The sequence below is a fragment of the Acinetobacter sp. ANC_7513 genome (assembly GCF_056779915.1).
In genome coordinates, this window is the sequence record NZ_JBWYIW010000006.1 from 71,155 (window position 1) to 94,215 (window position 23,061).

The 23,061-nt window shown below is 38.6% G+C and carries 18 protein-coding genes and 1 tRNA gene; 7 read left to right on the forward strand and 12 right to left on the reverse strand.

Features of this window, described 5'->3' with window-relative positions; translation table 11 throughout:
- Window positions 1–85 precede the first annotated feature (85 nt).
- Together abuO and phoU are read left to right on the forward strand one after the other, a co-directional pair.
- Window positions 86–1,426, forward strand: a complete 1,341-nt coding sequence (gene abuO / locus AC1M9B_RS08345; RefSeq protein WP_481590435.1) for a multidrug efflux outer membrane protein AbuO — start codon at window positions 86–88, stop codon at window positions 1,424–1,426.
- A gap of 96 nt (window positions 1,427–1,522) precedes the next feature.
- A complete protein-coding gene (gene phoU / locus AC1M9B_RS08350; protein WP_035263928.1) occupies window positions 1,523–2,248 on the forward strand; it encodes a phosphate signaling complex protein PhoU in 726 nt (241 codons plus the stop codon).
- A 398-nt stretch (window positions 2,249–2,646) separates the two neighbouring features.
- Here phoU and AC1M9B_RS08355 read toward each other — a convergent pair whose 3' ends face one another.
- From AC1M9B_RS08355 to ompR, 3 genes are all read right to left on the reverse strand, one after another.
- On the reverse strand, window positions 2,647–4,164 hold the full coding sequence (locus tag AC1M9B_RS08355) for an acetyl-CoA hydrolase/transferase family protein (protein ID WP_092767310.1): 1,518 nt from the start codon (window positions 4,162–4,164) through the stop codon (window positions 2,647–2,649).
- Window positions 4,165–4,372: 208 nt separating this feature from the next.
- Window positions 4,373–5,833, reverse strand: coding sequence for an ATP-binding protein (locus AC1M9B_RS08360; protein ID WP_092767308.1), 1,461 nt, complete (start codon window positions 5,831–5,833; stop codon window positions 4,373–4,375).
- A gap of 107 nt (window positions 5,834–5,940) precedes the next feature.
- Window positions 5,941–6,705, reverse strand: a complete 765-nt coding sequence (ompR, locus tag AC1M9B_RS08365; protein WP_035263934.1) for an osmolarity response regulator transcription factor OmpR — start codon at window positions 6,703–6,705, stop codon at window positions 5,941–5,943.
- A gap of 482 nt (window positions 6,706–7,187) precedes the next feature.
- Between ompR and AC1M9B_RS08370 the strand changes: the two genes are divergently transcribed.
- Window positions 7,188–9,554 (forward strand): Tex family protein, encoded by a 2,367-nt coding sequence (locus AC1M9B_RS08370; RefSeq protein WP_481597459.1) that lies wholly within the window; start codon window positions 7,188–7,190, stop codon window positions 9,552–9,554.
- A 195-nt stretch (window positions 9,555–9,749) separates the two neighbouring features.
- Window positions 9,750–11,945 carry a bifunctional SulP family inorganic anion transporter/carbonic anhydrase gene (locus tag AC1M9B_RS08375; protein WP_481608936.1) on the forward strand — a complete coding sequence of 732 codons (2,196 nt, stop codon included), beginning with the start codon at window positions 9,750–9,752 and terminating at the stop codon, window positions 11,943–11,945.
- A 58-nt stretch (window positions 11,946–12,003) separates the two neighbouring features.
- Here the strand turns inward: AC1M9B_RS08375 and AC1M9B_RS08380 are convergent, their stop codons facing one another.
- From AC1M9B_RS08380 to AC1M9B_RS08395, 4 genes are all read right to left on the reverse strand, one after another.
- Complete coding sequence (locus AC1M9B_RS08380; RefSeq protein WP_481608937.1) at window positions 12,004–12,321, reverse strand: hypothetical protein; 318 nt, start codon at window positions 12,319–12,321, stop codon at window positions 12,004–12,006.
- Window positions 12,322–12,533: 212 nt separating this feature from the next.
- Window positions 12,534–12,734 (reverse strand): hypothetical protein, encoded by a 201-nt coding sequence (locus AC1M9B_RS08385; protein WP_481608938.1) that lies wholly within the window; start codon window positions 12,732–12,734, stop codon window positions 12,534–12,536.
- A 116-nt stretch (window positions 12,735–12,850) separates the two neighbouring features.
- Entirely contained in the window at window positions 12,851–13,738 is an 888-nt protein-coding gene (locus AC1M9B_RS08390; RefSeq protein WP_179998874.1) for an SDR family NAD(P)-dependent oxidoreductase, read from the reverse strand.
- 241 nt (window positions 13,739–13,979) lie between these two features.
- Entirely contained in the window at window positions 13,980–15,257 is a 1,278-nt protein-coding gene (locus AC1M9B_RS08395; RefSeq protein ID WP_481591475.1) for an O-acetylhomoserine aminocarboxypropyltransferase/cysteine synthase family protein, read from the reverse strand.
- Window positions 15,258–15,555: 298 nt separating this feature from the next.
- Here AC1M9B_RS08395 and ettA point away from each other — a divergent pair, with 298 nt between their 5' ends.
- Complete coding sequence (ettA, locus tag AC1M9B_RS08400; RefSeq protein ID WP_035263944.1) at window positions 15,556–17,217, forward strand: energy-dependent translational throttle protein EttA; 1,662 nt, start codon at window positions 15,556–15,558, stop codon at window positions 17,215–17,217.
- Between the two features lie 52 nt (window positions 17,218–17,269).
- Here the strand turns inward: ettA and AC1M9B_RS08405 are convergent, their stop codons facing one another.
- From AC1M9B_RS08405 to AC1M9B_RS08425, 5 genes are all read right to left on the reverse strand, one after another.
- Window positions 17,270–17,575, reverse strand: coding sequence for a hypothetical protein (locus tag AC1M9B_RS08405; protein WP_481608939.1), 306 nt, complete (start codon window positions 17,573–17,575; stop codon window positions 17,270–17,272).
- Between the two features lie 158 nt (window positions 17,576–17,733).
- Window positions 17,734–18,075 (reverse strand): zinc-ribbon domain-containing protein, encoded by a 342-nt coding sequence (locus AC1M9B_RS08410; protein ID WP_481597463.1) that lies wholly within the window; start codon window positions 18,073–18,075, stop codon window positions 17,734–17,736.
- 105 nt (window positions 18,076–18,180) lie between these two features.
- Window positions 18,181–18,256: transfer RNA gene (locus AC1M9B_RS08415), tRNA-Glu, on the reverse strand.
- A 114-nt stretch (window positions 18,257–18,370) separates the two neighbouring features.
- A complete protein-coding gene (gene gltX / locus AC1M9B_RS08420; protein ID WP_481589160.1) occupies window positions 18,371–19,879 on the reverse strand; it encodes a glutamate--tRNA ligase in 1,509 nt (502 codons plus the stop codon).
- Window positions 19,880–20,006: 127 nt separating this feature from the next.
- Complete coding sequence (locus tag AC1M9B_RS08425; protein ID WP_092767291.1) at window positions 20,007–20,321, reverse strand: hypothetical protein; 315 nt, start codon at window positions 20,319–20,321, stop codon at window positions 20,007–20,009.
- 405 nt (window positions 20,322–20,726) lie between these two features.
- Between AC1M9B_RS08425 and AC1M9B_RS08430 the strand changes: the two genes are divergently transcribed.
- Both AC1M9B_RS08430 and AC1M9B_RS08435 read left to right on the forward strand, forming a co-directional pair.
- Window positions 20,727–21,701 (forward strand): sulfate ABC transporter substrate-binding protein, encoded by a 975-nt coding sequence (locus AC1M9B_RS08430; protein WP_481608954.1) that lies wholly within the window; start codon window positions 20,727–20,729, stop codon window positions 21,699–21,701.
- A 239-nt stretch (window positions 21,702–21,940) separates the two neighbouring features.
- Complete coding sequence (locus AC1M9B_RS08435; protein ID WP_481589159.1) at window positions 21,941–22,957, forward strand: sulfate ABC transporter substrate-binding protein; 1,017 nt, start codon at window positions 21,941–21,943, stop codon at window positions 22,955–22,957.
- The last annotated feature ends 104 nt before the right edge of the window (window positions 22,958–23,061 follow it).

Sequence of the window (23,061 nt, forward strand, 5' to 3'; positions counted from 1 at the left end):
AAAAGCTCGATTAAAGATTATATTTGCAACATCCTATTCTAATTACTTGTTATTCAAATGCTTAAGGTGCTGTGAAGTCATTATCATGAAAAAAACTCTACTTGCAGTCAGTTTAATTGCACTTAGCCCGATGAGCTTTGCATTGAACCTCGTTGAAGCCTATGAGCGAGCAAAGCAAACCGATCCAAATTGGCAAGCCAACGTGTTGCAGTATGAGGCTGATCAGTTAAATATAGGTTTAGCAAAAGGTAATTTGCTGCCGACAGTAACCGTTTCAGGAAATGTGACGCGTAAAAACCAAGATGTAAATCGTTCAAGTACAGAATCGAATCCTTTTTTTAATAGTTCTGACCTGTTGGCATCGACATCGACCACTCGTCAAATTGCGATTACTGCACGACAACCCATTTTCAGAATGGATGCTTGGCAGGGATATAAACAGGTAAAAACCTCAGTTCAACTGAGTGAAGTCACTTTAAAACAGCAACAGCAACAACATATATTAAATGTCTCTGAAGCTTATTTTAATGTACTACGTCAACAGGCTTTAACGCTCACTAACGCTCAAGAAGAAAAAGCATTATTCGAGCAGCTCAATATGATGAATGCCAAACTCAAAGAAGGTTTAGTTGCTGAAAGCGATGTGAGCGAAGCGAATGCACAATATCAAAATGCGCGAGCAAATCGAATTGCGACAGGTGTTCAATTAATCTTGGCACAAGAGCAACTTGCTCAGTTGATTGGACCTTACCAAGAAAAGCTCGCTGTTTTAAGTGATGATTTCGAGTATCAAAAGCCTGTACCGAATATCATGAGTGAATGGACTAAATTAGCTCAAGAACAGAATCTTGAAATTCTACAAGCGCGTTTGCAACGTCAATATGCCAATGATCAGCGACGTGTAGAGCAAGCGGCGCTTTATCCTCAAGTCGAAGCCGTAGCCACTTATGGATATAGTGAACAGTCACCACAAACAGCTATATCGAGTGATGGACAGTTCGATCAGGTGGGTGTAGAAATGAACTGGAATGCCTATACCGGTGGGCGAACTAAAATTAATATTGATAAAGCGACAAAAAATGTTGAAAAGTCGGAACGCCAATTAGAAGCTGCGATACGTAAAGCAACCACAGATGCTAAAAAATCTTACCTACAAATTGATATGGATAGTGCTACATTGCAAGCGCGCAAAGCTGCCATGGATTCTTCAGCATTAGTCGCGAAAGCATCCCAAGCTCAGTATGATGAAGGGCTTAAAAGTATGGTTGATGTGTTGCTTGCGCAAAGAAATGCTTTTGCAACGCGATTAGATTTTGTGAATGCTCAATATGATTATGTGTTGAATGTGTTGAGGTTGAAGGCTTCTGTGGGTCAATTGAATGAAAATGAGCTTCGTCAAATGAATGCATGGTTAGTTGAAAAATAGAATAAATTGATTGTTTTGTCATCAAATATTCACAATTGATATGCTTTAATATGGCAAAAATTTCAATCCATTCACGCTGTGTGGAGTAATAAGACTTTGAGCTCTAATAATCCTGTACTTAGCCACCATATTTCTTCTCAATTTAACGAAGATTTGCAAGATGTCCATACCAAATTTATGGCGATGGGTGGTTTGGTTGAGCAACAAGTTGCTAATGCCATTCATGCTCTTTTAGACACCAATGTGAATTTAGCTGTAGATGTCCAATTTCAGGATAATACGGTAAATCGCTATGAGCGTGAAATTGATGAAGGTTTGACTTTGATTTTAGTGCGTCGCCATCCTGCTGCAAGTGATCTGCGTATGGTGATTGCAATGAGCAAGGCCAATACCGATTTAGAACGTATTGGTGATGAAGCAGCTAAAATTGCACGTATAGCCCAAAATCTATGTGAAGAAGGTGAATCACCTCGTGGTTATATGGAAACACGTCATATCGGTAATCAAGTGCGAGTAATGATTCATGATGCATTGGATGCATTTGCACGTGTTGATGCAGAGCAAGCACTTAAAGTATTGTTGGCTGACGCAGATATCGATCGTGAATATCAATCTGCTACACGTACATTAATGACCTACATGATTGAGGATCCTCGTCATATTTCTCGTGTTCTGAATGTCATGTGGGTGCTGCGTTCTTTGGAGCGTATTGGTGACCATGCGCGAAATATTTCTGAACAAGTGATTTATATGGCTAAAGGCTATGACGTACGACACACCAGTGTGGAAGAGATTGAAGAAAAAGTTCAAGGTAATCATTAAAATAGAATTCATATAATACACAAAAACCTCGAATATCGAGGTTTTTTTTATGCGGACACTAAACTTGAGTTCTGTAAAACATATAGACAAAAAAATTCCTAGATTTTGGGGGAAATCTAGGAAGGAAAACTGATGAAACAGTACGCTGTTATTATTATTTGTTCACTCATAATCTTGCTATGAAATAATAATATTCAAATTATGTGTAAAGTTCAGCTGCAAAAGTGTGATTTTGTGTAATTTAATATTTGTAAAATGTAAACCTTATCACACTTTAGTGTCCTACCCAATCCTGCCTATTTCATTAGTTTATGTCAACTATTATGATGATCTAAAAGTATTTTAGAATCTTTCGAAATAAAAAAAGCCCTGATATTCAGGGCTTTTTTAAGTCATACTTATGCAGATTTTGCTTCAGCAGGTGCAGATAACATATGACCTGTTTCTTCGAAATTAGAATGCCAAGAGAGCGCTTCTGTAAGTAGGTGAGGAGTTTGTCCACCTTTAGCACATGCACGATCGAAATAGTCGTTTAATGCATCTTTATACAATGGGTGAACACAGTTATCGATGATTGCACGTGCACGTTCACGCGGTGCAAGACCACGTAAATCAGCAAGACCTTGTTCAGTCACAAGAACGTCTACGTCATGACCTGTGTGATCTACGTGAGATGCCATCGGTACTACAGATGAAATGTCACCGCCTTTAGCGATTGATTTAGTCACGAAGATTGCGATATGCGCATTACGTGCGAAGTCACCTGAACCACCAATACCATTCATCATTTTTGAACCACATACGTGCGTAGAGTTCACATTGCCGTAGATGTCAAATTCAAGCGCAGTATTGATCCCGATAATCCCTAAACGGCGTACCAATTCTGGGTGGTTTGAAATTTCTTGAGGGCGTAATACAAGTTTGTCTTTGTATTGCTCAAGATTATTGAATACTTTTTCACCATAACGTGCAGAAAGTGTAATTGATGAGCCAGAAGCGAATTTCATTTTACCAGCATCAATTAATTCAAAAGTACAGTCTTGAAGTACTTCTGAGTACATGATGAGATCTTCAAAATTCGATTCTTTAAGACCCGTTAATACCGCATTCGCAATTGAACCAATACCTGCTTGTAATGGACCTAAATTTTTAGGAAGACGTTCTTCAGCCACTTCTTTTTCAAAGAATTCGATTAAGTGGTTTGCAATTGCTTGAGTCTCATCATCTGGTGCAGTGACTGTTGATGGAGAATCATGGAATTCGCTGTTAAATACGATGCCAACAATTTTAGCAGGATCGATATTAATTGCATGTGTACCAATACGCTCATCGACTTGAGTGAGTGGAATCGGCTGACGTGTCGGACGATAAGATGGGATATAAATATCGTGCAAGCCTTCGAATGCTGGGCTTAAATTTGTGTTAATTTCAACAATTACTTTTTCTGCAAAGATTGCAAAGCTTGCTGAGTTACCTACTGAAGTCGTTGGAATGATGCCACCATCTTCAGTAATTGCTACAGCTTCGATTACAGCAATATCAGGCTTTTTCAATTGTTTATTACGCATTTGTTCAACAGTTTCTGACAAATGCTGATCAATAAACATTACTTCGCCTTTATTGATCGCCTTACGCAAAGTATTATCGACTTGGAAAGGTAGACGACGAGCCAATACGCCAGCTTCAGTTAACTGTTTATCTAAGTCATTACCCAAAGACGCACCAGTGATTAAAGTGATCTTTAAAGGGTTTGTATGAGCGCGTTTTACCAATGCCAATGGAACTGCTTTAGCTTCACCAGCACGCGTGAAACCACTCATACCTACGGTCATGCCATCTTCAATAAACGTTGAAGCTTGTTCAGCTGAAATGACTTTTTCATGAAGTGACTCTAAACGAATGCGATCTAAAGACATGGTTTACTCTTCTCTTGATATTCTGGATCTGGCACCGATTGTACCGATCAAGCGAGCCATTTTGCATACCTGTTAGGCTAAGGTCTAATTTTTTCAAAAAATGCGGATATAAAGATATATTATGGTTTGTAAGATATTGTTTTTTATTTTTAATTTTCATTGTGGTGAATAATTAAACCAATTCAACCGTTCAACTATTCACCATTCATCAAAATCGTTCGGTGATGGTTTGCCTGATTTTATCTAAGGTGCTATTGGTTGAAATATCAGCAACTTGAGGTGTTGAAAGGGGCAGTAGAATGATAGCTTCAAGACCTCCTTCAGGACGATTATGAATTTTTAATTCACCTTCATGAATATCGACAATTCGTTTTACAATGGCTAAACCAAGACCACTCCCTTGGATGGTACGTGCTTCATTGCCACGTACAAAAGGTTGCATAAGGTCTGCAATTTGATCTTCTGGGATTCCATCACCGTGATCAGCAACACAAATTTTTAGATGATCTCCCTCGACTTTCGCACTTAGCTCAATGGGTTCAGCACCATAACGCTTAGAATTATTAATTAAGTTACCAATTAAGCGCTTGAGGGAAAGCGAACGAGCAGTAATCAGTGGGAGTTCTTCTGGTTCAAAGCGAATATCCAGGGGTTTAAACTGAATAACCAATTCTTGCAAAAGGGTATTGATATTGGTTTCTTTTAGGTCTTCATCTGAACCATCACGCATGTAAGAAATAAACTGATTAAGAATGGCATCCATATCATCCACATCAAAGATTAAGCCTTCTTTCAAGAAGTCATCATCTGACATCATTTCAGCACTCAGTCGAATTCGAGTGAGCGGGGTTCTTAAATCATGTGAAATACCAGCCAACATAATTTGACGATCACGTTCAGTGAGCTCCAATGTATAAATCATATGATTAAAGGCTTGGTTGACTTGGCGGATTTCCAAAGGTCCGTGGTTCGTCTCAAGATAGGGGGCTTTTCCAGTTTTACTATAGCTATTTGCTGCATTTTGAAGTCGGCGTAGTGGGCGATTGAGCTGTCTCACTAAAGTTAAGATAATCATGGCTGAAATCAGCGGTACGCCAAGAAACCATGCCAAAATCAATTCGGGGCTATAATTTGCATAAGTTTTTAACGGTTCTTGAACCCAATTCCCGTTCATTTCTGGGGTTTGAATCCAAATACGTGGGCTAGGTTTAAATTGGAAATAGACGGTGACCTCAGGCACGTCGAGCTCTTTGGCCAAACGTTTTTCAACTTGGTTCGTAAAGAATTCAGCAATGACTTTATCGCGCTGGTTGGGGAACGCAGCAGGGTCTGTAACGTATTCAATTCCAACACGCTGTTTTAACCATGTGTCAACATCAAGTTCAGTGTCACCATGAAAAATTCGAAGGTCGGGGTTGTTGATAATTTCGAGTTCAACCGCAAGGTAGCGTGCATGCTGTTGAATCTCTGGTAAATAGAGGGTTTTCCAAAAAAACCAAAGTGACATAAACAGACTAAAGAACACCACAAAAACAACCAAAACTGTTGTTCGCATTGCAGCGGAGCGCGGCTTGATTTTGTCAAGAAAGCGTTCCCATTTCGTTCGTTTTCGCTCTGAATACGCAACAAATTCATTAAATTTTTGTGGGTCAATAGGATCAAGTTTCACGGTCTAACCTGAGAGTTTGGGCTTAAAAAGAATAAGTGCATGTAATTGTTTAATACATAAAATAAAGACCCCGACATCATTGATGGCGGAGTCCATTGTTTAAAAAATTATTCTGCACCATCTGGTACGAATACGTATCCCACACCCCACACCGTTTGAATATAGCGTGCACGAGCCGGATTTTCCTCGATTAAACGACGTAAACGAGAGACTTGAACATCAATAGAGCGTTCCATTGCTCCCCATTCACGACCACGTGCCAAATTCATTAATTTATCACGTGTCAACGGTTCACGAGGATGTTGCACCAATGCTTTGAGTACTGCGAATTCACCAGTAGTTAAGGTCACCACTTGACCCTCACGAGTCAATGTTCGAGTCGATAGATCGAGTGACCAAGGACCAAATGAAACCACTTCAACATTTTGGCTTGGTGCCCCAGGAACCTCACGCACTTGTCGACGTAGTACAGCTCGGATACGAGCTAACAATTCATTTGGGTTGAATGGTTTTGGTAGATAGTCATCAGCACCTGCTTCAAGCCCTGCAATACGATCAGAGTCGCTACCACGTGCAGTGAGCATAATAATAGGCGTGTCGATGTTAGACTGCCTTAAACGACGACAAATGCTTAAACCATCTTCTACAGGAAGCATAAAATCTAAAACGATGAGCGAGAAAAGTTCACGTTGTAATAACCGATCCATTTGCGTGGCATCATGTGCGGTTTTAACCACAAAACCTTTATCTTCTAAAAACCGTTGTAAAAGGGTACGAAGACGCACATCATCGTCGACGACCAGAATGCGTTCAACTCTGTCAGTGTCATTGTGTACTACATCAGTATTTTCAGCAGGTACAACTAAACTCATGATGCACTCCCTTAAAAGTTGTATTTATAAATATTCATTTGTCTCAGTATAATGCCTAAGTTCTTGTTAAGACTATGTATCAAATTGCTCAAAATTACAATTTTAAGTGTGTTCTGAAACCAAATCACAACATGTATTGACCTGTTTTTAGGCAAATAATTTAAAATAAAATCGCTATTCAATATGAAGCTAATTTGAAGTGCTATTGAAAGCAAGAAATTTACATCAAAATCAGAAAAATAAAGTGATTTTAAAGAGTTAAATGTTTTAGTTCATTGTCAAAGTGATGACACAATGACGCATTACACTCAAATAATTGATCAGAGACTTCACCTGAAGATTTTTCTCTGGGAGATAAAACTAGAAAAATTGAGACTTTTATTTAAAATTTCATTGCAAATATTCAAAACAATTGTGGATTTTATAGTCTCGGTCTTTATAATCACTAACTTTTAGTCCTTATCCTTGTGGAATTTAACACGATGACTGACTTAGTTCAGCAGTTGGCAAGTGAACTTGCCGTACGTCCAAACCAAGTAGAAGCTGCCATTAAGCTGATTGATGAAGGTTCTAGTGTTCCATTTATTGCACGTTACCGTAAAGAAGTAACTCAAGGCTTAGACGATACGCAGTTACGTCAACTGGATACCCGATTAACTTACCTTCGTGATTTATTTGAACGCCGTGAAAAGGTCATTGAATCACTGAAAGAACAAAATAAACTCACGGATGATTTGTTAGCTCGCGTCAATGCCGTTGAAACAAAAAATGCATTAGAAGAAATTTACGCACCGTATCGTCCAAAACGTACGAGTAAATCATTTAAAGCAAAAGAGGCTGGTTTAGGCCCAATCGCTGAAAAAATCTATAATGAAAATGTTGAACCTGCAGAAGCTTTAGAAGGATTTAATCATGAAGATTATCCTGATTTAGAGAGTCAATTAGACGCTGTTCAGCATATTCTCATTGATGACTGGGCACAAAATATTGCACTCACGACAGAGCTTAAAGCGATGTTTGCAAAAACAGCAGTGTTAAAAAGCTTAGTTGCTAGTGAAGAGAAAAAAGAAGTTGGTAAAAAATTCCGTGACTACTTCGATTTTTCTGAAAACTTAAACAAAGTTCCATCACATCGCTTATTGGCAATGTTACGTGGACGTCAAGAGAATGTACTCGGTCTAAAAGTTGATGGTGAAAATGATGCTCCTTTGGCGCGCATTGAAACTGAATACAATCTTGATCAAGTTCAACCTCAAGCCCGTCAAGATTTTCTGAAGCAAACTGCAAAATTATTCTGGCTCGGCAAAGTCCGCCCTACAATTGAGCATTCACTTCTGACTGAAAAGCGTTTGGCTGCTGAAGCAGAAGCAATGCAAGTGTTTGCAGAAAATTTACGTCATTTGCTTTTATCAGCACCAGCAGGTTCACGTACTACTTTAGGTGTGGATCCTGGTATCCGTACGGGTGTGAAATTGGCTGTCGTGAATGCATCTGGAGATGTATTGGCACACAGCACGATTTATCCTTTCGCACCTAAAGAAGATAAAGAAGGTTCGATCAATGAATTGGCACGTTTATGTCGTGAATTCAATGTTGAGCTAATTGCTATTGGTAACGGTACCGCGAGTCGTGAAACAGAAGCTGTTGTTGCGGAAATGATGGCTGCTCATGCTGATCTTAAATTAACGCGCGTGTCTGTATCTGAAGCAGGTGCTTCAGTATATTCAGCATCTGAATTGGCTTCACAAGAATTACCAGATTTAGACGTATCGATTCGTGGTGCAGTATCTATTGCGCGTCGTTTACAAGATCCATTGGCTGAACTTGTGAAGATTGATCCTAAATCAATTGGTGTAGGTCAATATCAACACGATGTGAATCAAACAGGCTTGGCAAAAACGCTTGAAGCTGTAGTGGAAGACTGTGTGAACTCAGTTGGTGTAGATGTGAATACAGCATCTTCAGCGATTTTGGGTTACATCGCAGGATTAAACAAATCTATAGCACAGCAAATTGTAGACTACCGTAAAGAGAATGGTCGTTTTGATAATCGTCAAGATTTGAAAAAAGTACCACGCTTAGGTGAGCGTACTTTTGAGCAAGCTGCAGGTTTCTTACGTATTCAAGACGGTTCAGAGCCATTGGATGCTTCAGCAGTTCATCCTGAGTCTTATGGTTTAGTCAACAAGATTGTTGAAGCGAAAGCGACCACTGTAAAAGATATTATTGGCAATACTGAAATCATTCGTCAGGTTAAACCTGAAGAGTTTGTTGATGACAAATTTGGTTTACCAACGATCCAAGATGTTTTGGCGGAGCTTGAAAAACCAGGTCGTGATCCACGTCCAGAGTTCCGTACAGCGAAGTTCCGTGATGACATTACTGAGGTTTCACAACTGACTGAAGGCTTAGAGCTTGAAGGTGTAGTGACCAATGTAACGAACTTTGGTGCATTTGTTGATGTTGGTGTTCATCAAGATGGTTTAGTTCATATTTCAGAACTAGCGAATGAATTTATTTCTGATCCACATAAGTTTGTGAAACCAGGGCAAATTGTTCAAGTGCGTGTGTTACAAGTTGATGTGGAACGTAATCGTGTTAATTTATCGATGCGTCCTGCAGGATCTGAAGCACCTGCGAAGGCACCGCGCCAGCCACGTCGTGAAACTCATGGCCAGCAAGAGCAACGTGGTGAGCGTAAACCACACGCGAAGCGTCCTCAGCAAGCACGTCCACAGGGTGATCGCCCACAACATGCGAAAAAACCTCAGCAGCAGAAACCACAAGAACAGAAGATTGGTGGTTTAGGTGCATTATTATTACAAGCAGGGGTTAAAGGTTCGAAGTAATCTTTAATCAGGTAAAAAACCTCCCATATGGGAGGTTTTTTTATGCTTATGTTTTTAAATAAATGAAGAACATCAAGGTGATTTATTTTAAATGTAAACTTTAAGATGGTATAAAACAACAAGAAAAACTTAATAATTAATTCACTTCAAAATTATTTTTAACTTTATAAGTCATATAATTAAGAGAAATTAAACATGAGTATATCTCAAAATAACGAGCTGAAACCTCGATTGTATAATCGTGATTTGCTCTCAGGTCTGGTTGTTTTCCTTGTTGCACTTCCGCTTTGTTTGGGCATAGCTCATGCATCAGGTGCACCACTCATTTCAGGCATTATTGCTGGCGTGATTGGTGGAATCGTTGTTGGTTTTTTTAGTGGCTCACATATCAGTGTATCTGGTCCCGCTGCAGGCTTAGTGGCGATTGTATTGACCCAAATTGAATTACTACAAGGTAATTATCAAGCCTTTTTGTTCACATTGTTTTTAGCTGGAATTTTACAAATATTATTTGGTATTTTTAGGTTAGGTGTTTTCTCAAATTTCGTACCCACCAATGTGATTTTGGGATTGCTTGCCGCGATTGGTCTGTTACTGATTATCAGTCAATTACCTAAATTGATTGGTTTGGACGTCAAAGGATTTGCTTTGATTGATCAATGGTCAATTCAATCTGTACTGAGTCATATTGATATTGGCTCAGGATTAATTGGTCTAAGTTGTATTGCGTTAATCCTACTGTGGGATAGTAGTAAATTAAAAAAGCTGCCGCTGCCTTCAGCCTTGATTGCGGTGATATTTGCTGGACTTCTTAACTTTATCATGTTGAAAATCGGCTCTCCATATGCAGTAAACCCTCAACAATTGATTAATCTTCCGAATATCTTTTCTGGTTCAGAAACGATTTTCCAGTTTCCAGATTTTTCGTATTGGAATAATAGTTTAATTTATACGGGTGCAATTACATTAGCGGTGGTAGCTTCTCTTGAAACACTATTGAATTTAGAAGCTGCCGATAAGATGGATCCACAAAAGCGCTCATCACCACCGAATCGTGAATTATTTGCACAGGGTGTTGGAAACTCTATGTCAGGATTGATCGGTGGTATGCCGATTACCTCAGTCATTGTTCGTAGTTCAGTGAATGCAACCAGTGGAGCTAAAACCAAATTTTCTGCAATCTTTCATGGTTTTTTACTGATTGTTGCAGTGGTGGCGCTCACCCCATTAATCAATGCGATACCGCTATCTTCATTGGCAGCAATCTTAATCTTGACTGGATTTAAATTGGCAACACCAAGCTTATTTAAACGGATTTATGCGCAAGGTTGGAAACAATTTTTACCTTTTATTATCACGGTAGTTGCAATCATTGCAACTGATTTACTGAAAGGCATCATGATTGGTCTAGTGATCAGTTTATTGATTATCTTACAGAGTCATTTACACCGTGGTGTACGTGTGATCCATGAAAAACACTTGCATGGTTCACTTACCCGTATTGAATTAGCACCGAATTTAAGTTTTTTAAATCGTGCCGCACTCGTCACCGCTTTAGAAAAAGTTAAACCGCATGAAAATGTGCTAATCGATGCATCCAATACCTATTATATTGATCCAGATATCTATCAAATTATTAAGGACTTTCAAAGTGAAGTGGCGATAAAGCAGGGGATAAAAGTTAATTTACAAGGTTTTAAAGCACATTATCCTGAAATAAAAGAGGACGAGCTCGATCTTGATGTGAGTACGCAAGAACTCCAAAAACAGCTCAGTCCTGATCAAGTTTTACAGATGCTAAAAGACGGGAACTTGCGTTTTATTAATCATCAGCGTTTACACCATAATATTGCTCGCCAAATTCAAGTGACGTCAAATGCAGGGCAACATCCTATTGCTGCAGTGTTGGGTTGTATGGATTCTAGAGCACCGACAGAGCGCATTTTTGATGTAGGAATCGGTGATTTATTCAGTTTGCGTATTGCTGGAAATATTGCTGGTCAAAAAGTCGTGGGCTCTTTAGAGTTTGCATGTAAAACCAAAGGTTCAAAACTGATCGTGGTATTGGGGCATACGGACTGTGGTGCGGTAGGATCTGCTTGTCATTTATTTGAGCAAAAAGTGGATTTGAGTCAACTAAAAGATACACCGAACGTTCAGCATTTTTTGAAGCCGATTATGCAGGCGGCGGAAACAGTCAAAAATGATATGAGTAATTATCAACTTACAACCAATTTTATTGATGCTGTAACTGTGCTAAATGTGCGAAATAATATTAATTATATTATTAAAAATAGTGACACGCTAAGAGACATGATTGAGCGTAAAGAGATTGGGATTGTTGGCGCAATCTATGATGTGAAATCTGGTCAAGTCAACTTTTTATCTTAAATGATCTCATTTCATCAGTAAGTGATATTAAAAACCTCCCAAATGGGAGGTTATTAATTTATCCATTAATCATGGGGACAATCCAGCTGGTTAAGATCAGTAAAATCCCGAGGTGACCTAATTTTCGTGAAATTTTTACGAATTTTGGAACTGATTGTTCGATCTTTTGTGCATAGTCTTGTAGGTTGGTAGCTTTAGTTTGGCGGCTATGCCACAAGAATACGGCAAGATCGATACAGATAAGAATAGTGCCCACATCAGCGACAACGTTTAAAACTTTAAATTCTTGAGTATAAAAACCGAGAGTAACTTGATAAATGAGGAATATCGCAAATGCGATGGCTGCACATTGCAGCACTAAAGCTAAACCACGCATAAGTACAAAGCATAAAATCAATAAGATGCAAGGTTTATAACATAACTCTGTCGCCTAACGAATGATCTCAAAATTTTTTTTAGACCTAGATTTGAACTCAATCATGATTAGCACTAAATAAGATTCGGCAAGATCAAGCTGAATGCGATCGTGCCTAACCCTATTTTTGACAAATGATATGCATAAGACTTTGGTGCTTTGGCATGATTCATCTACTGTTGATCCAATTCAGTTTTATTTTGAGCATTGGCTGGTTTTATGTTGAATCCCAGCTCAAGCAAAATTAAAAATAAACCTAATTGTAATAAGGTGTCGAATGAGTAATGTTGCTGAATAATCATGCTCATGATTTGAGTAAAAATCAAAACAGCAACTGCTAGAAAAAATAATCTAAAAAAATAAATTTGAGCCATGACAAACTCCTATTTTATGTTCTGATCATGGCGTTTAATTCTTAAAGAATAATTAAAATCACACAGTGAAAATGTAACAAGATCATTTCACAAAGTACTTAAATTAACTTGTTCGATCACCAATGTTCGCCAGGAAATAGTCGGGCATATGCACGCTGTACAATGTTTAATTTCTCTTGGCGACCAACAGAAGCAGTAGAGCTTGGAAATAAATTAAATCCAATCGACATCAATTTATTATTAATATCAGGTGCAATTGCATAAGTAATTGATGCAAGTTTTCCAAGACCAGTCGCTACCTTTTTTGGACGGTTCACAATAGCACCAGCGATTAAATCTGCAGCTTGATTCGGTGAAAGTGCTGGCACGTATTTATATATTTTAGTTGGAGCGATCATCGGCGTTCTGACCAAAGGCATGTAGACCGAGGTGATAGCGATATTATGCGCATGGACTTCAGCTGATAGGCAACGGCTAAATGCATCCAATGCAGCTTTTGAAGCGACATATGCAGAGAAGCGTGTAGCATTGGCTAATACACCAATTGAACTAATATTAATAATATGTCCACGTTCACGGTCTATCATATGTGGAAGGACATTTAAAATGAGGCGAACAGCACCAAAATAGTTGAGTTGCATCGTACGTTCAAAATCATGAAAACGGTCGATGGACTCATGGACTGCACGGCGAATCGAACGACCTGCGTTATTAATTAGAATATCAATATGTGTGACGCTATTGAAGATTTGTTGCGTTACAGCATCGATTGAACTCATATCATTCAAATCACAAGGAAAAATGTCAGCTTTTCCCCCTTTTTGCTCAATCTCATATTTTACTTGTTGTAAAGTTTCCTCAGTTCGTGCCACCAATAATACATGCGCACCTGCCGCAGCCAATTGATGTGCAACAGTTAAACCGATACCACTGGACGCGCCTGTAATCAGAATATTTTTTCCATGGACACGTTTTTTAAAACGCTGTTCTAATTTTTTATTCACTTCATTCTCCCTGTAAATGCAATGAATTGTGGAACACGTATTTTTAAACGTGTCATACAAATTAGCATAGTGGAAAAATGAAAATAAACCATGGCATAAGTTTATGAATTTATTGTAAAAATTAGAGTAAATGCTCTAATTTTTTATTGTGGTAATACGAATAAAATAATTGAAAAAGACGATAGGGTAAATGAGGATAAAGCCCCAGTCATGAGGCTTTATTTCTAATGTATTACCAAGATTAAACTTGAGCGAGCGCTTGTTCTAGGTCGGCGATTAAATCGTCAGGATGTTCGATTCCAATAGATAAGCGAACCATATCCGTAGAAACGCCAGCAGCTTTTAACTCTTCTTCATTCAGTTGGCGATGCGTTGTAGTTGCTGGGTGACATGCTAAGCTTTTTGCATCACCGATATTCACCAATCGTGTGAATAATTGTAGGGCATCTATAAAGCGAGTTCCGCCTGCTAAGCCATCCTGTACACCAAATGAAAGAATTGCTGAAGGTTTGCCCTTAACGTATTTCTGAGCTAAAGCATGTTGCGGGTGATCAGGTAGTCCTGCGTAATTTACCCATTTTACTTTTGGATGAGCTTGTAAATATTGAGCAACTTTTAAAGCATTTTCAGTATGACGTTCCATACGTAAACTTAATGTTTCTAAACCTTGCAGGATTAAGAAAACATTTTGTGGGCTAATCGCTGCACCTGTGTTGCGTAATGGCACGACACGAGCACGTGCAATATAAGCTGCTTCACCAAGCGCTTCGACATAGTTCACGCCGTGATAGCTTGGATCGGGCGTATTTAACGCTTTAAAACGATCTGGATATTTACCCCAAGGGAATTTACCGCTGTCAACAATGATACCGCCGATCGAATTACCATGTCCGCCGATGTACTTGGTTAGAGAGTGAACAACAATATCTGCACCAAATTCAAAAGATTTTTGAAGCACTGGTGTAGCAACTGTATTGTCCACAATTACAGGAATGCCAAGTTCATGTGCAAGCTTAGAAATCGCTTCTAAATCAATAATATTGCCGAGTGGATTACCAATAGACTCAACGAAGACTAATTTAGTTTTTTCATCAACAAGTGCTCGCAAACTTTCTGGATTTTGATAATCGAAGAAGCGCACTTCGATCCCTTGTTTTGGTAGCGTATGTGCAAATAAATTATATGTACCACCATAAAGTGTAGATACAGAAGCGATATTGTCCCCAGCTTCAGCAATGGTTTGAATGGCATAGGTAATGGCTGCCATACCTGATGCAAGTGCTAATGCGCCGATCCCACCTTCGAGTGCTGCAATACGTTGTTCAAGCACAGCAGTCGTTGGGTTCATAATCCGTGTATAAATATTCCCAGAGACCTTTAAATCGAATAGGTCTGCGCCATGTTGCGTATTATCAAATGAGTAAGACGTCGTTTGATAAATGGGTACCGCAACTGCTTTAGTCGTTGGTTCAGGTGAGTATCCAGCATGGATGGCGAGGGTTTCGTCCTTATATGTCATTTTGAGATCTTCTTGTGGTTTAAAAATTGTTCAATGAGAATATAGCACCCTAATCATATTATAAAATTTATAAAATATTGAAAAAGTTATCTAAAATTCTCATATGTTGCTCATTTAAAAGCCATATTCTTGTGCACTTTGAATGGTAAGTTTGATGAAAAAATAAACTTGTAACATTCCTTGCAAGTTCGGGCGTATGGCTTATGTTTTTATCGTATTCATCGTATAATGCTCCCTAATTATTTGTCCGCGATTTGTATTTACAGCGGATTTTGTTTTTTTTATAGAGGAGTCCTACGTGGCCCAATATATTTACACGATGAACCGTGTGTCTAAGATGGTTCCGCCTAAGCGCGAAATCCTTAAAGACATCTCTTTATCATTTTTCCCGGGCGCTAAAATTGGTGTTCTTGGTTTAAACGGTGCAGGTAAATCTACCTTGCTTCGTATTATGGCTGGCGTAGATAAAGATTTCTCTGGTGAAGCTCGTGCACAACCAGGTATCAAGATCGGCTACCTTGAGCAAGAGCCGCCATTAGATGAAACAAAAGACGTTCGTGGCAACGTTGAAGATGGCGTTCGTGAAGCACTTGATGCATTAGCTCGTCTTGATGAAGTTTTCGCTGAATATGCAGCTGAAGATGCCGACTTTGATGCACTTGCAAAAGAGCAAGAAAAGCTTGAAGCAATTATTCAAACTTGGGATGCGCATAACTTAAATAACCAGCTTGAACAAGCAGCGGCAGCGTTAAACTTGCCAGCTTGGGATGCTGATGTCACTAAATTGTCAGGTGGTGAGCGCCGTCGTGTGGCACTTTGCCGTTTGCTCTTGTCTAAACCAGACATGTTGCTTCTTGACGAACCGACGAACCATTTGGATGCATCATCTGTTTCATGGTTGGAACGTTTCTTAAAAGATTTCCCTGGTACAATCGTTGCGATTACGCATGACCGTTATTTCTTGGATAACGTTGCTGAGTGGATTCTTGAGCTTGACCGTGGTATGGGTATCCCTTATCAAGGTAATTATTCTTCTTGGTTAGAGCAGAAAAATGCCCGCTTAGAGCAAGAACAGAAGCAAGAAGAATCTTTTGCTAAAGCATTGAAAAAAGAACTTGAATGGGTTCGTTCTAATGCAAAAGGTCAGCAAAAGAAAAATAAAGCACGTATGGAACGCTTTGAAGAGCTTAACTCTCGTGAATTCCAACAACGTAACGAAACGTCTGAAATCTACATTCCACCTGGTCCACGTCTAGGGAACAAGGTTGTGGAAGTTGAAGGTATCAGCAAATCGTTTGGTGATCGTACGCTTTACAAAGATTTATCTTTTGTTGTTCCACCTTGTGCGATCGTGGGTATCGTGGGTGAGAACGGTGCGGGTAAAACCACACTATTCCGTATGATGACAGGTGAATTACAACCTGATACAGGTACGGTAACGCTAGGTGAGTCAGTTAAAGTGGCTTACGTGGGTCAGATTCGTGACACCTTAGATAACAATAAAACGGTTTGGGAAGAAGTTTCTGGCGGTTTAGATATCTTACGTATTGGTGAATATGAAATCGCATCACGTGCATATATTGGTCGTTTTAACTTTAAAGGCCAAGATCAGCAGAAGCGTGTAGGTCAATTGTCAGGTGGTGAGCGTAACCGTTTACAACTTGCGAAAATTCTACAAATGGGCGCAAACGTTATCCTTCTCGATGAACCATCGAACGACTTGGATATCGAAACTTTACGTGCGCTTGAGGATGCAATTTTAGTATTCCCAGGTACTGTAATGGTCATCTCGCATGACCGTTGGTTCCTAGACCGTATTGCAACGCACATCTTGTCATTCGAAGGTGAAACACCAGAATTCTTCACAGGAAACTATGCTGAGTTCGAAGAATACCGTCGTAAACGCGATGGCGATGATCTAGTGGCTAAGCGCCAAAAATATCGCAAAATTGGTGGTTAATTCCATCTAATAAAAAAACCAGCCTTCAGGCTGGTTTTTTTATGAATTAATTTTATGAAAATGCTAAAAGACTATAAGCTTGAAGTAGAGTTCTTTTTGCATTTTCATTTCCAGCATTCGCTGATTGGTTCAGCCATTTTTCAGCAATTTGATAATTTCGATCCAAACCTAGTTCACCATTTAAGTAACTCAGACCTAATTGATATTGTGCTTCAGCATTCCCACGTAATGTATTACGTAGGTATAACCACATTTGATTTCGAGGGTTTAAGGATGTGGATGGCTCGAGATTGGATAAATTAGCCGTTCGAGTACGTTTTAGATCAAAGAATAGTGATTGAAATAGTTTTATTATCATTATGGTTCTCCTTGCTTATCCATGCAAAAATGAGATCTATTTCATTAAATTATGCTCTTTTGAAGGTTTTGTCTACTACTCATATATAAATTTTAAATTTATTTAATTTTAAGTCCTAAAAGTTCAAATGAGCTTTTAGGACTGATGAAAATAAACAATTAATTTTCCCATTCGTGATTACATTCACGGCATTTCCATTTCTTTTGAGATTGCATGAAGGCTTGCATCGAAATTTTGAAATCTGGTAAATCTTTCCAGAACATCACACCCGCTATCACTGCAATTAAAAATACGATCACAGTTGCAATTTGAAGTGTCTCGCCAGCACCATTACTAAAAATCATCAGTACAACGCTAATAATCACCAATAATAGGAGTAAAAATAGAGTGGGTACGAGGATGATTAAGCTTTTAGGAATATTTGGTCGTACAGCAGGTGCATTGGCACTTGCTAAAGGAAGAATTTTACGACTTTGACATTTAGGGCATTGGTACTGCATGAGCGCTCCGTATTTCTTTTGCTTAATTCTATAACATCGAAACTAAAATCAAAAATGTATAGATAAAAAAAAACCACTGATCGAGGTCAGTGGTTTTTTAGAATTTGGCGTCCCTACGGGGATTCGAACCCCGGTTACCGCCGTGAAAGGGCGATGTCCTAGGCCTCTAGACGATAGGGACTTATGAGGCAACACAGTTAATGCTATAAAAGCAATCTAGGTATCAAGCTAAGTGCTTAATCTGTGTGAGCGCTATATTAGGGATATAACACTCATGCGTCAATAAAAAATTTAATTAAGCTTCATCAACTGCATCATTTTTCGGCAATTTTAAGCTTTCATTCAATTTTTCCCATACTTTAAGCTCTTTTTTACTTGGACCGCCAACGATTTCGAGTGCATGACGCAGGCGAGCAAAAGTCAAATCAGGACCAATGGTCACCATGGTTTGCATCACTGGCGTTGAAGCAGTAGAACCCGCAATGGCAATAAAGAACGCAGGCATAAAGTCACGTAATTTAATTTCCATTTGTGCAGCTAAATCCATTAGCGTTTGGCTAACAGTGTCATTATTCCAAGTAAATAAGCTTTCTAAGCGCCAAATTGCAAATTGTAGGCTTTGACGAACTTGCTCTTCAGATAACTTTTTACTTTCGAATTGTGCTTTAGACAGTGTAGGGAAGTGATTAAAATAATGTGCTGACCAATTCACTGCTTCAGACAATAGGTTAATACGTGGTTGAATTGCCGCTGCAATTTCTTCTAACTTGGCACGATCTGCCTTCCACGCCAATAAAGTATCTAAAAGCTCAGCAGGGCTAAGTGCTTTGATCCATTGCCCGTTTAACCAATTGAGTTTTTCTACATCGAAAATTGGACCCCCAAGCGATACACGTTGGATGTCAAAATTCTCGATCATCTCAGCCAAATTGAACTTTTCGCGTTCATCTGGCATTGACCAACCCATACGACCCAAATAGTTTAATAATGCTTCTGGTAATACACCGATATCTTTGTAGTAATTGATTGAAGTTGGGTTTTTACGTTTAGATAGTTTTGATTTATCAGGGTTACGTAAAAGTGGCATGTGGCAAAGCACAGGCATTTCCCAACCAAAATATTGATAAAGCAATTGGTGTTTAGGAGCAGATGGAATCCATTCTTCACCACGAATCACGTGAGTGATTTCCATTAAATGGTCATCAACAACGTTTGCTAAGTGGTAAGTTGGTAGGCCATCGGTTTTCAGCAGAATTTGCATATCAACTTGTGCCCATGGGATTTCTACTTCACCACGCAGTAAGTCATTAAATTTACAAATCCCTTCTTCAGGTACTTTCATGCGAATAACATGCGGTTCGCCAGCCGCTAAACGTCTTTCAACTTCTTCTGGCGTATGTTTTAGACCACGACCATCATAACGAGGAGATTCACCACGTGCTTGTTGTTCTGCACGCATTTGATCTAATTCTTCAGCAGTGGCAAAACAATAGAATGCATGACCTTTTTCAACCAGTTCTAACGCATATTTTTTATAAATATCCATACGTTCAGATTGACGATATGGCGCATGAGGGCCACCCACATCTGGACCTTCTGACCAATTTAAACCTAACCAGCGCAATGAATCGAGAATCATTTTTTCTGATTCAGGTGTTGAACGGAGTTGGTCTGTATCTTCAATACGTAAGATAAATTCACCGCCATGCTGTTGAGCAAAGCATAGGTTAAATAATGCGATATAAGCAGTACCTACATGGGGGAAACCTGTAGGAGATGGTGCAATACGAGTACGAACTGTCATAGCCAGAAAAAGTTATCAAATAAAAATTGGTTTTATTATAGCAAAAAGCCCAGTGGCTTAATGATTAATTCATTAAATCGGACTGGGCTAAATTTGGCTCAATTGGGGAGATTGAGAAAAATGGTGCTTAAGATGTGTGCTGAGGAAATAAACTTTGTAAAAAACGCGAAAACTGTTGGTGTTGCGATGCTAGGAAGTTTTGCGTTGGAGCATTCTTAATAGAGGTGATCACTTTAATCTGATCCATCTCTGAAGAAGGTTTGTTCTCAGCACGTTCACGTTTTTGTTGAGTCAATGCGCGTTCGATAGGTGTTAAAGACTTTTCAGCAACACTAGAGTTTTGTAGTGATTTAGCAGGGTTTTGTAACGCTGCTGCATGTGTCTGGCTCATACCAAAAACACATAAAGTTAAGCTTAACGCTTGTAAATAGCACAAATTCATTTCAATTTTCCCCTATTTTGAATTTATTGTAAGAGTAATTAGGTTTACATTTTAAACATAAAATTCACAAAAGTACAAATGCATCACACTTTCTTACAATTTGTTATTCAATAATCCTTAAGTTACTCAACCTGTAGCTGAAATAAATTTTGCCTCTTTTTATCAATAAAATATGGAGATTTGGTGAAGATATGATGTTATGCGGTAAATTTTAAAGAGAGTATAAGTGATAAAAATGCAATTCATATGAAGAAAATGTATATAAAATTTAGATATTTACAATGATTTAATTCGTCTATTGAATACATTGTGACTGAAGTAAATAAAAAATATAGTGCAATTCATAAATGTAATAAAAAAGAGATTTTAATGAATAAGCACTTTTTCAATAAATTATTGGGCACAATGAGTATTGGGGCATTGTTGTTCAGTATGACTGCACAGGCGAATACATCATTTTTAAATGTTTCTTATGATCCCACTCGCGAATTTTATCAAGAATATAACCAAAGTTTCGGTGAGTTTTGGAAAAAACGTACTGGTCAAGACGTGCAATTTAAGCAATCTCATGGTGGATCTGGGAAACAAGCACGTGCTGTAGCAACAGGATTACAAGCAGATGTTGTGACCTTGGCACTTGCAAATGATATTGAAGAAATTGTAAAAGCAGGTTATATCAATAAAAATTGGCAAAAAGAATTTCCCAATAATTCAGCACCCTATACATCTACCATTGTTTTTTTAGTAAAAAAGGGCAATCCAAAAAATATCAAAGACTGGAATGATTTAGTCAAACCAGGTGTTGAGATCATTACCCCGAACCCAAAAACAGGTGGTGCGCCACGATGGATTTATTTATCTGCATGGGGCTATGCACTTAAACAGCCTGCCGGAAATGATGCCAAAGCTCGTGAGTTAGTCAAACGATTATACAAAAATGTCAAAGTGTTAGATTCAGGAGCCCGTGGATCACTCACGACTTTTGCTGAACGTGGAATTGGTGATGTTTTACTGTCTTGGGAAAATGAAGCGCTCTTAGCGACGCAAGGTTTGGGGCAAGATAAATTTGAAATTATTTATCCATCCATTTCAATTCTAGCTGAGCCTTCTGTTGCCATCGTAGATAAAACCGTAGATAGAAATGGGAATCGTAATCTCGCAAAAGGATATCTTAACTATCTGTATTCACCTTTGGGGCAGGAATTAGCTGCTAAACATAATTTTCGAGCACGTAATGAAAAAATCGCAGCTAAATACAGTACTAAATTTCCAAAGGTACAATTATTTACCATCGATAAAGTATTTGGTGGTTGGGCGAAAGCGCAGCAAACGCACTTTGTAAATGGCGCTATTTATGACCAAATTTCAGCAGAAAAATAATCTATTTTTAGAACTTATGTGAATGGATAGCGATATGCTATCCATTTTTAATTATAAGAAATCCATAAAATACTATATATTTGAATATAGACTGTATTTAAGATGATTTATGAATTAATTCATAATCTTGAAAGAAAAATGTTAGCAATATAACGTAAATCACATGTCTAAATTAAATTGATGAATATGATTTTATTTCATATATTTAGATTAATTATGTATATCTAGATTTTTTGACTATGAAAACTCAATTTAAAGCCTTGCTTACAGCGGGCTTACTCGCAACAGGTTTATCGTTCAGCGTATCTTCTCAAGCAGCACAACGTGATTTCCTGAATGTATCTTATGATGCGACTCGTGAATTTTATGATGAGTTTAATCAGTCATTTGGTCAATATTGGCAGTCAAGAACTGGAGTGAAAGTCAACTTTAAACAATCTCATGGTGGCTCAGGTAAACAAGCACGCTCTGTGGTTGATGGCTTGAAAGGCGACGTTGTCACTTTGGCTTTGGCAAATGATATTGAAGAGATCGTGAAATCGGGTCAAATCAATAAAGGATGGCAAAAAGAGTTCCCTTATAACTCTGCACCTTATACATCAACCATTGTTTTTATGGTGCGTAAAGGTAACCCTAAAAAAATTCAGGATTGGCAAGATCTTGTTAAGCCGGGTGTAGAAATCATCACACCAAACCCTAAAACAGGTGGACTACCACGCTGGGTATATTTATCAGCTTGGGGTTATGCACTCAAACAACCAGGTGGTAATGAAGCGAAAGCAAAAGACTTTGTTGGCAAGATGTACCATAACGTCAAAGTGATGGACTCTGCGGCGCGCGCTTCTATGACGACATTTGCTGAGCGTAAAATTGGCGATGTGTTGCTCACTTGGGAAAATGAAGCACTGGTCACTCAAAAAGCCTTGGGCAAAGATCAGTTTGATATTGTTTATCCATCTATTTCTATTTTGACAGAGCCTTCTGTTGCCATCGTTGATCGTACTGTAGATAAAAATGGCAATAAATGGTTGGCAACTGGCTATATCAACTATTTATATTCACCATTAGGTCAGGAGATGGCTGCTAAGCATTTCTATCGTCCGCGTAATGCTGAAGTGTTAGCAAAATACTCAAAACAATTTCCTAAGTTAAAAACATTCACCATTGATGAGGTTTTCGGTGGTTGGGCAAAAGCACAACAAGCACATTTTGTGAATGGTGCGATTTTTGATCAGATTTATAACAGTCGTCGTTAATATACTGAAGTAATTGAAAATTAATAAAAAAGCCTCCAAGTGAGGCTTTTTTATTTGAACATTCCAGTGAATGAAACGGTTTTGCCTATAGAAAGTAAAATTTA

Coding starts and splice junctions, on each gene's coding strand:
- AC1M9B_RS08395 (WP_481591475.1), bottom strand. CDS start 15,257: ATGACATATAAGGACGAAACCCTCGCCATCCATGCTGGATACTCACCT.
- AC1M9B_RS08380 (WP_481608937.1), bottom strand. CDS start 12,321: ATGCGTGGTTTAGCTTTAGTGCTGCAATGTGCAGCCATCGCATTTGCG.
- AC1M9B_RS08435 (WP_481589159.1), top strand. CDS start 21,941: ATGAAAACTCAATTTAAAGCCTTGCTTACAGCGGGCTTACTCGCAACA.
- ompR (WP_035263934.1), bottom strand. CDS start 6,705: ATGAGTTTAGTTGTACCTGCTGAAAATACTGATGTAGTACACAATGAC.
- AC1M9B_RS08355 (WP_092767310.1), bottom strand. CDS start 4,164: ATGTCTTTAGATCGCATTCGTTTAGAGTCACTTCATGAAAAAGTCATT.
- AC1M9B_RS08370 (WP_481597459.1), top strand. CDS start 7,188: ATGACTGACTTAGTTCAGCAGTTGGCAAGTGAACTTGCCGTACGTCCA.
- abuO (WP_481590435.1), top strand. CDS start 86: ATGAAAAAAACTCTACTTGCAGTCAGTTTAATTGCACTTAGCCCGATG.
- AC1M9B_RS08425 (WP_092767291.1), bottom strand. CDS start 20,321: ATGAATTTGTGCTATTTACAAGCGTTAAGCTTAACTTTATGTGTTTTT.
- AC1M9B_RS08375 (WP_481608936.1), top strand. CDS start 9,750: ATGAGTATATCTCAAAATAACGAGCTGAAACCTCGATTGTATAATCGT.
- AC1M9B_RS08410 (WP_481597463.1), bottom strand. CDS start 18,075: ATGCAGTACCAATGCCCTAAATGTCAAAGTCGTAAAATTCTTCCTTTA.
- AC1M9B_RS08385 (WP_481608938.1), bottom strand. CDS start 12,734: ATGGCTCAAATTTATTTTTTTAGATTATTTTTTCTAGCAGTTGCTGTT.
- AC1M9B_RS08405 (WP_481608939.1), bottom strand. CDS start 17,575: ATGATAATAAAACTATTTCAATCACTATTCTTTGATCTAAAACGTACT.
- AC1M9B_RS08430 (WP_481608954.1), top strand. CDS start 20,727: ATGAGTATTGGGGCATTGTTGTTCAGTATGACTGCACAGGCGAATACA.
- gltX (WP_481589160.1), bottom strand. CDS start 19,879: ATGACAGTTCGTACTCGTATTGCACCATCTCCTACAGGTTTCCCCCAT.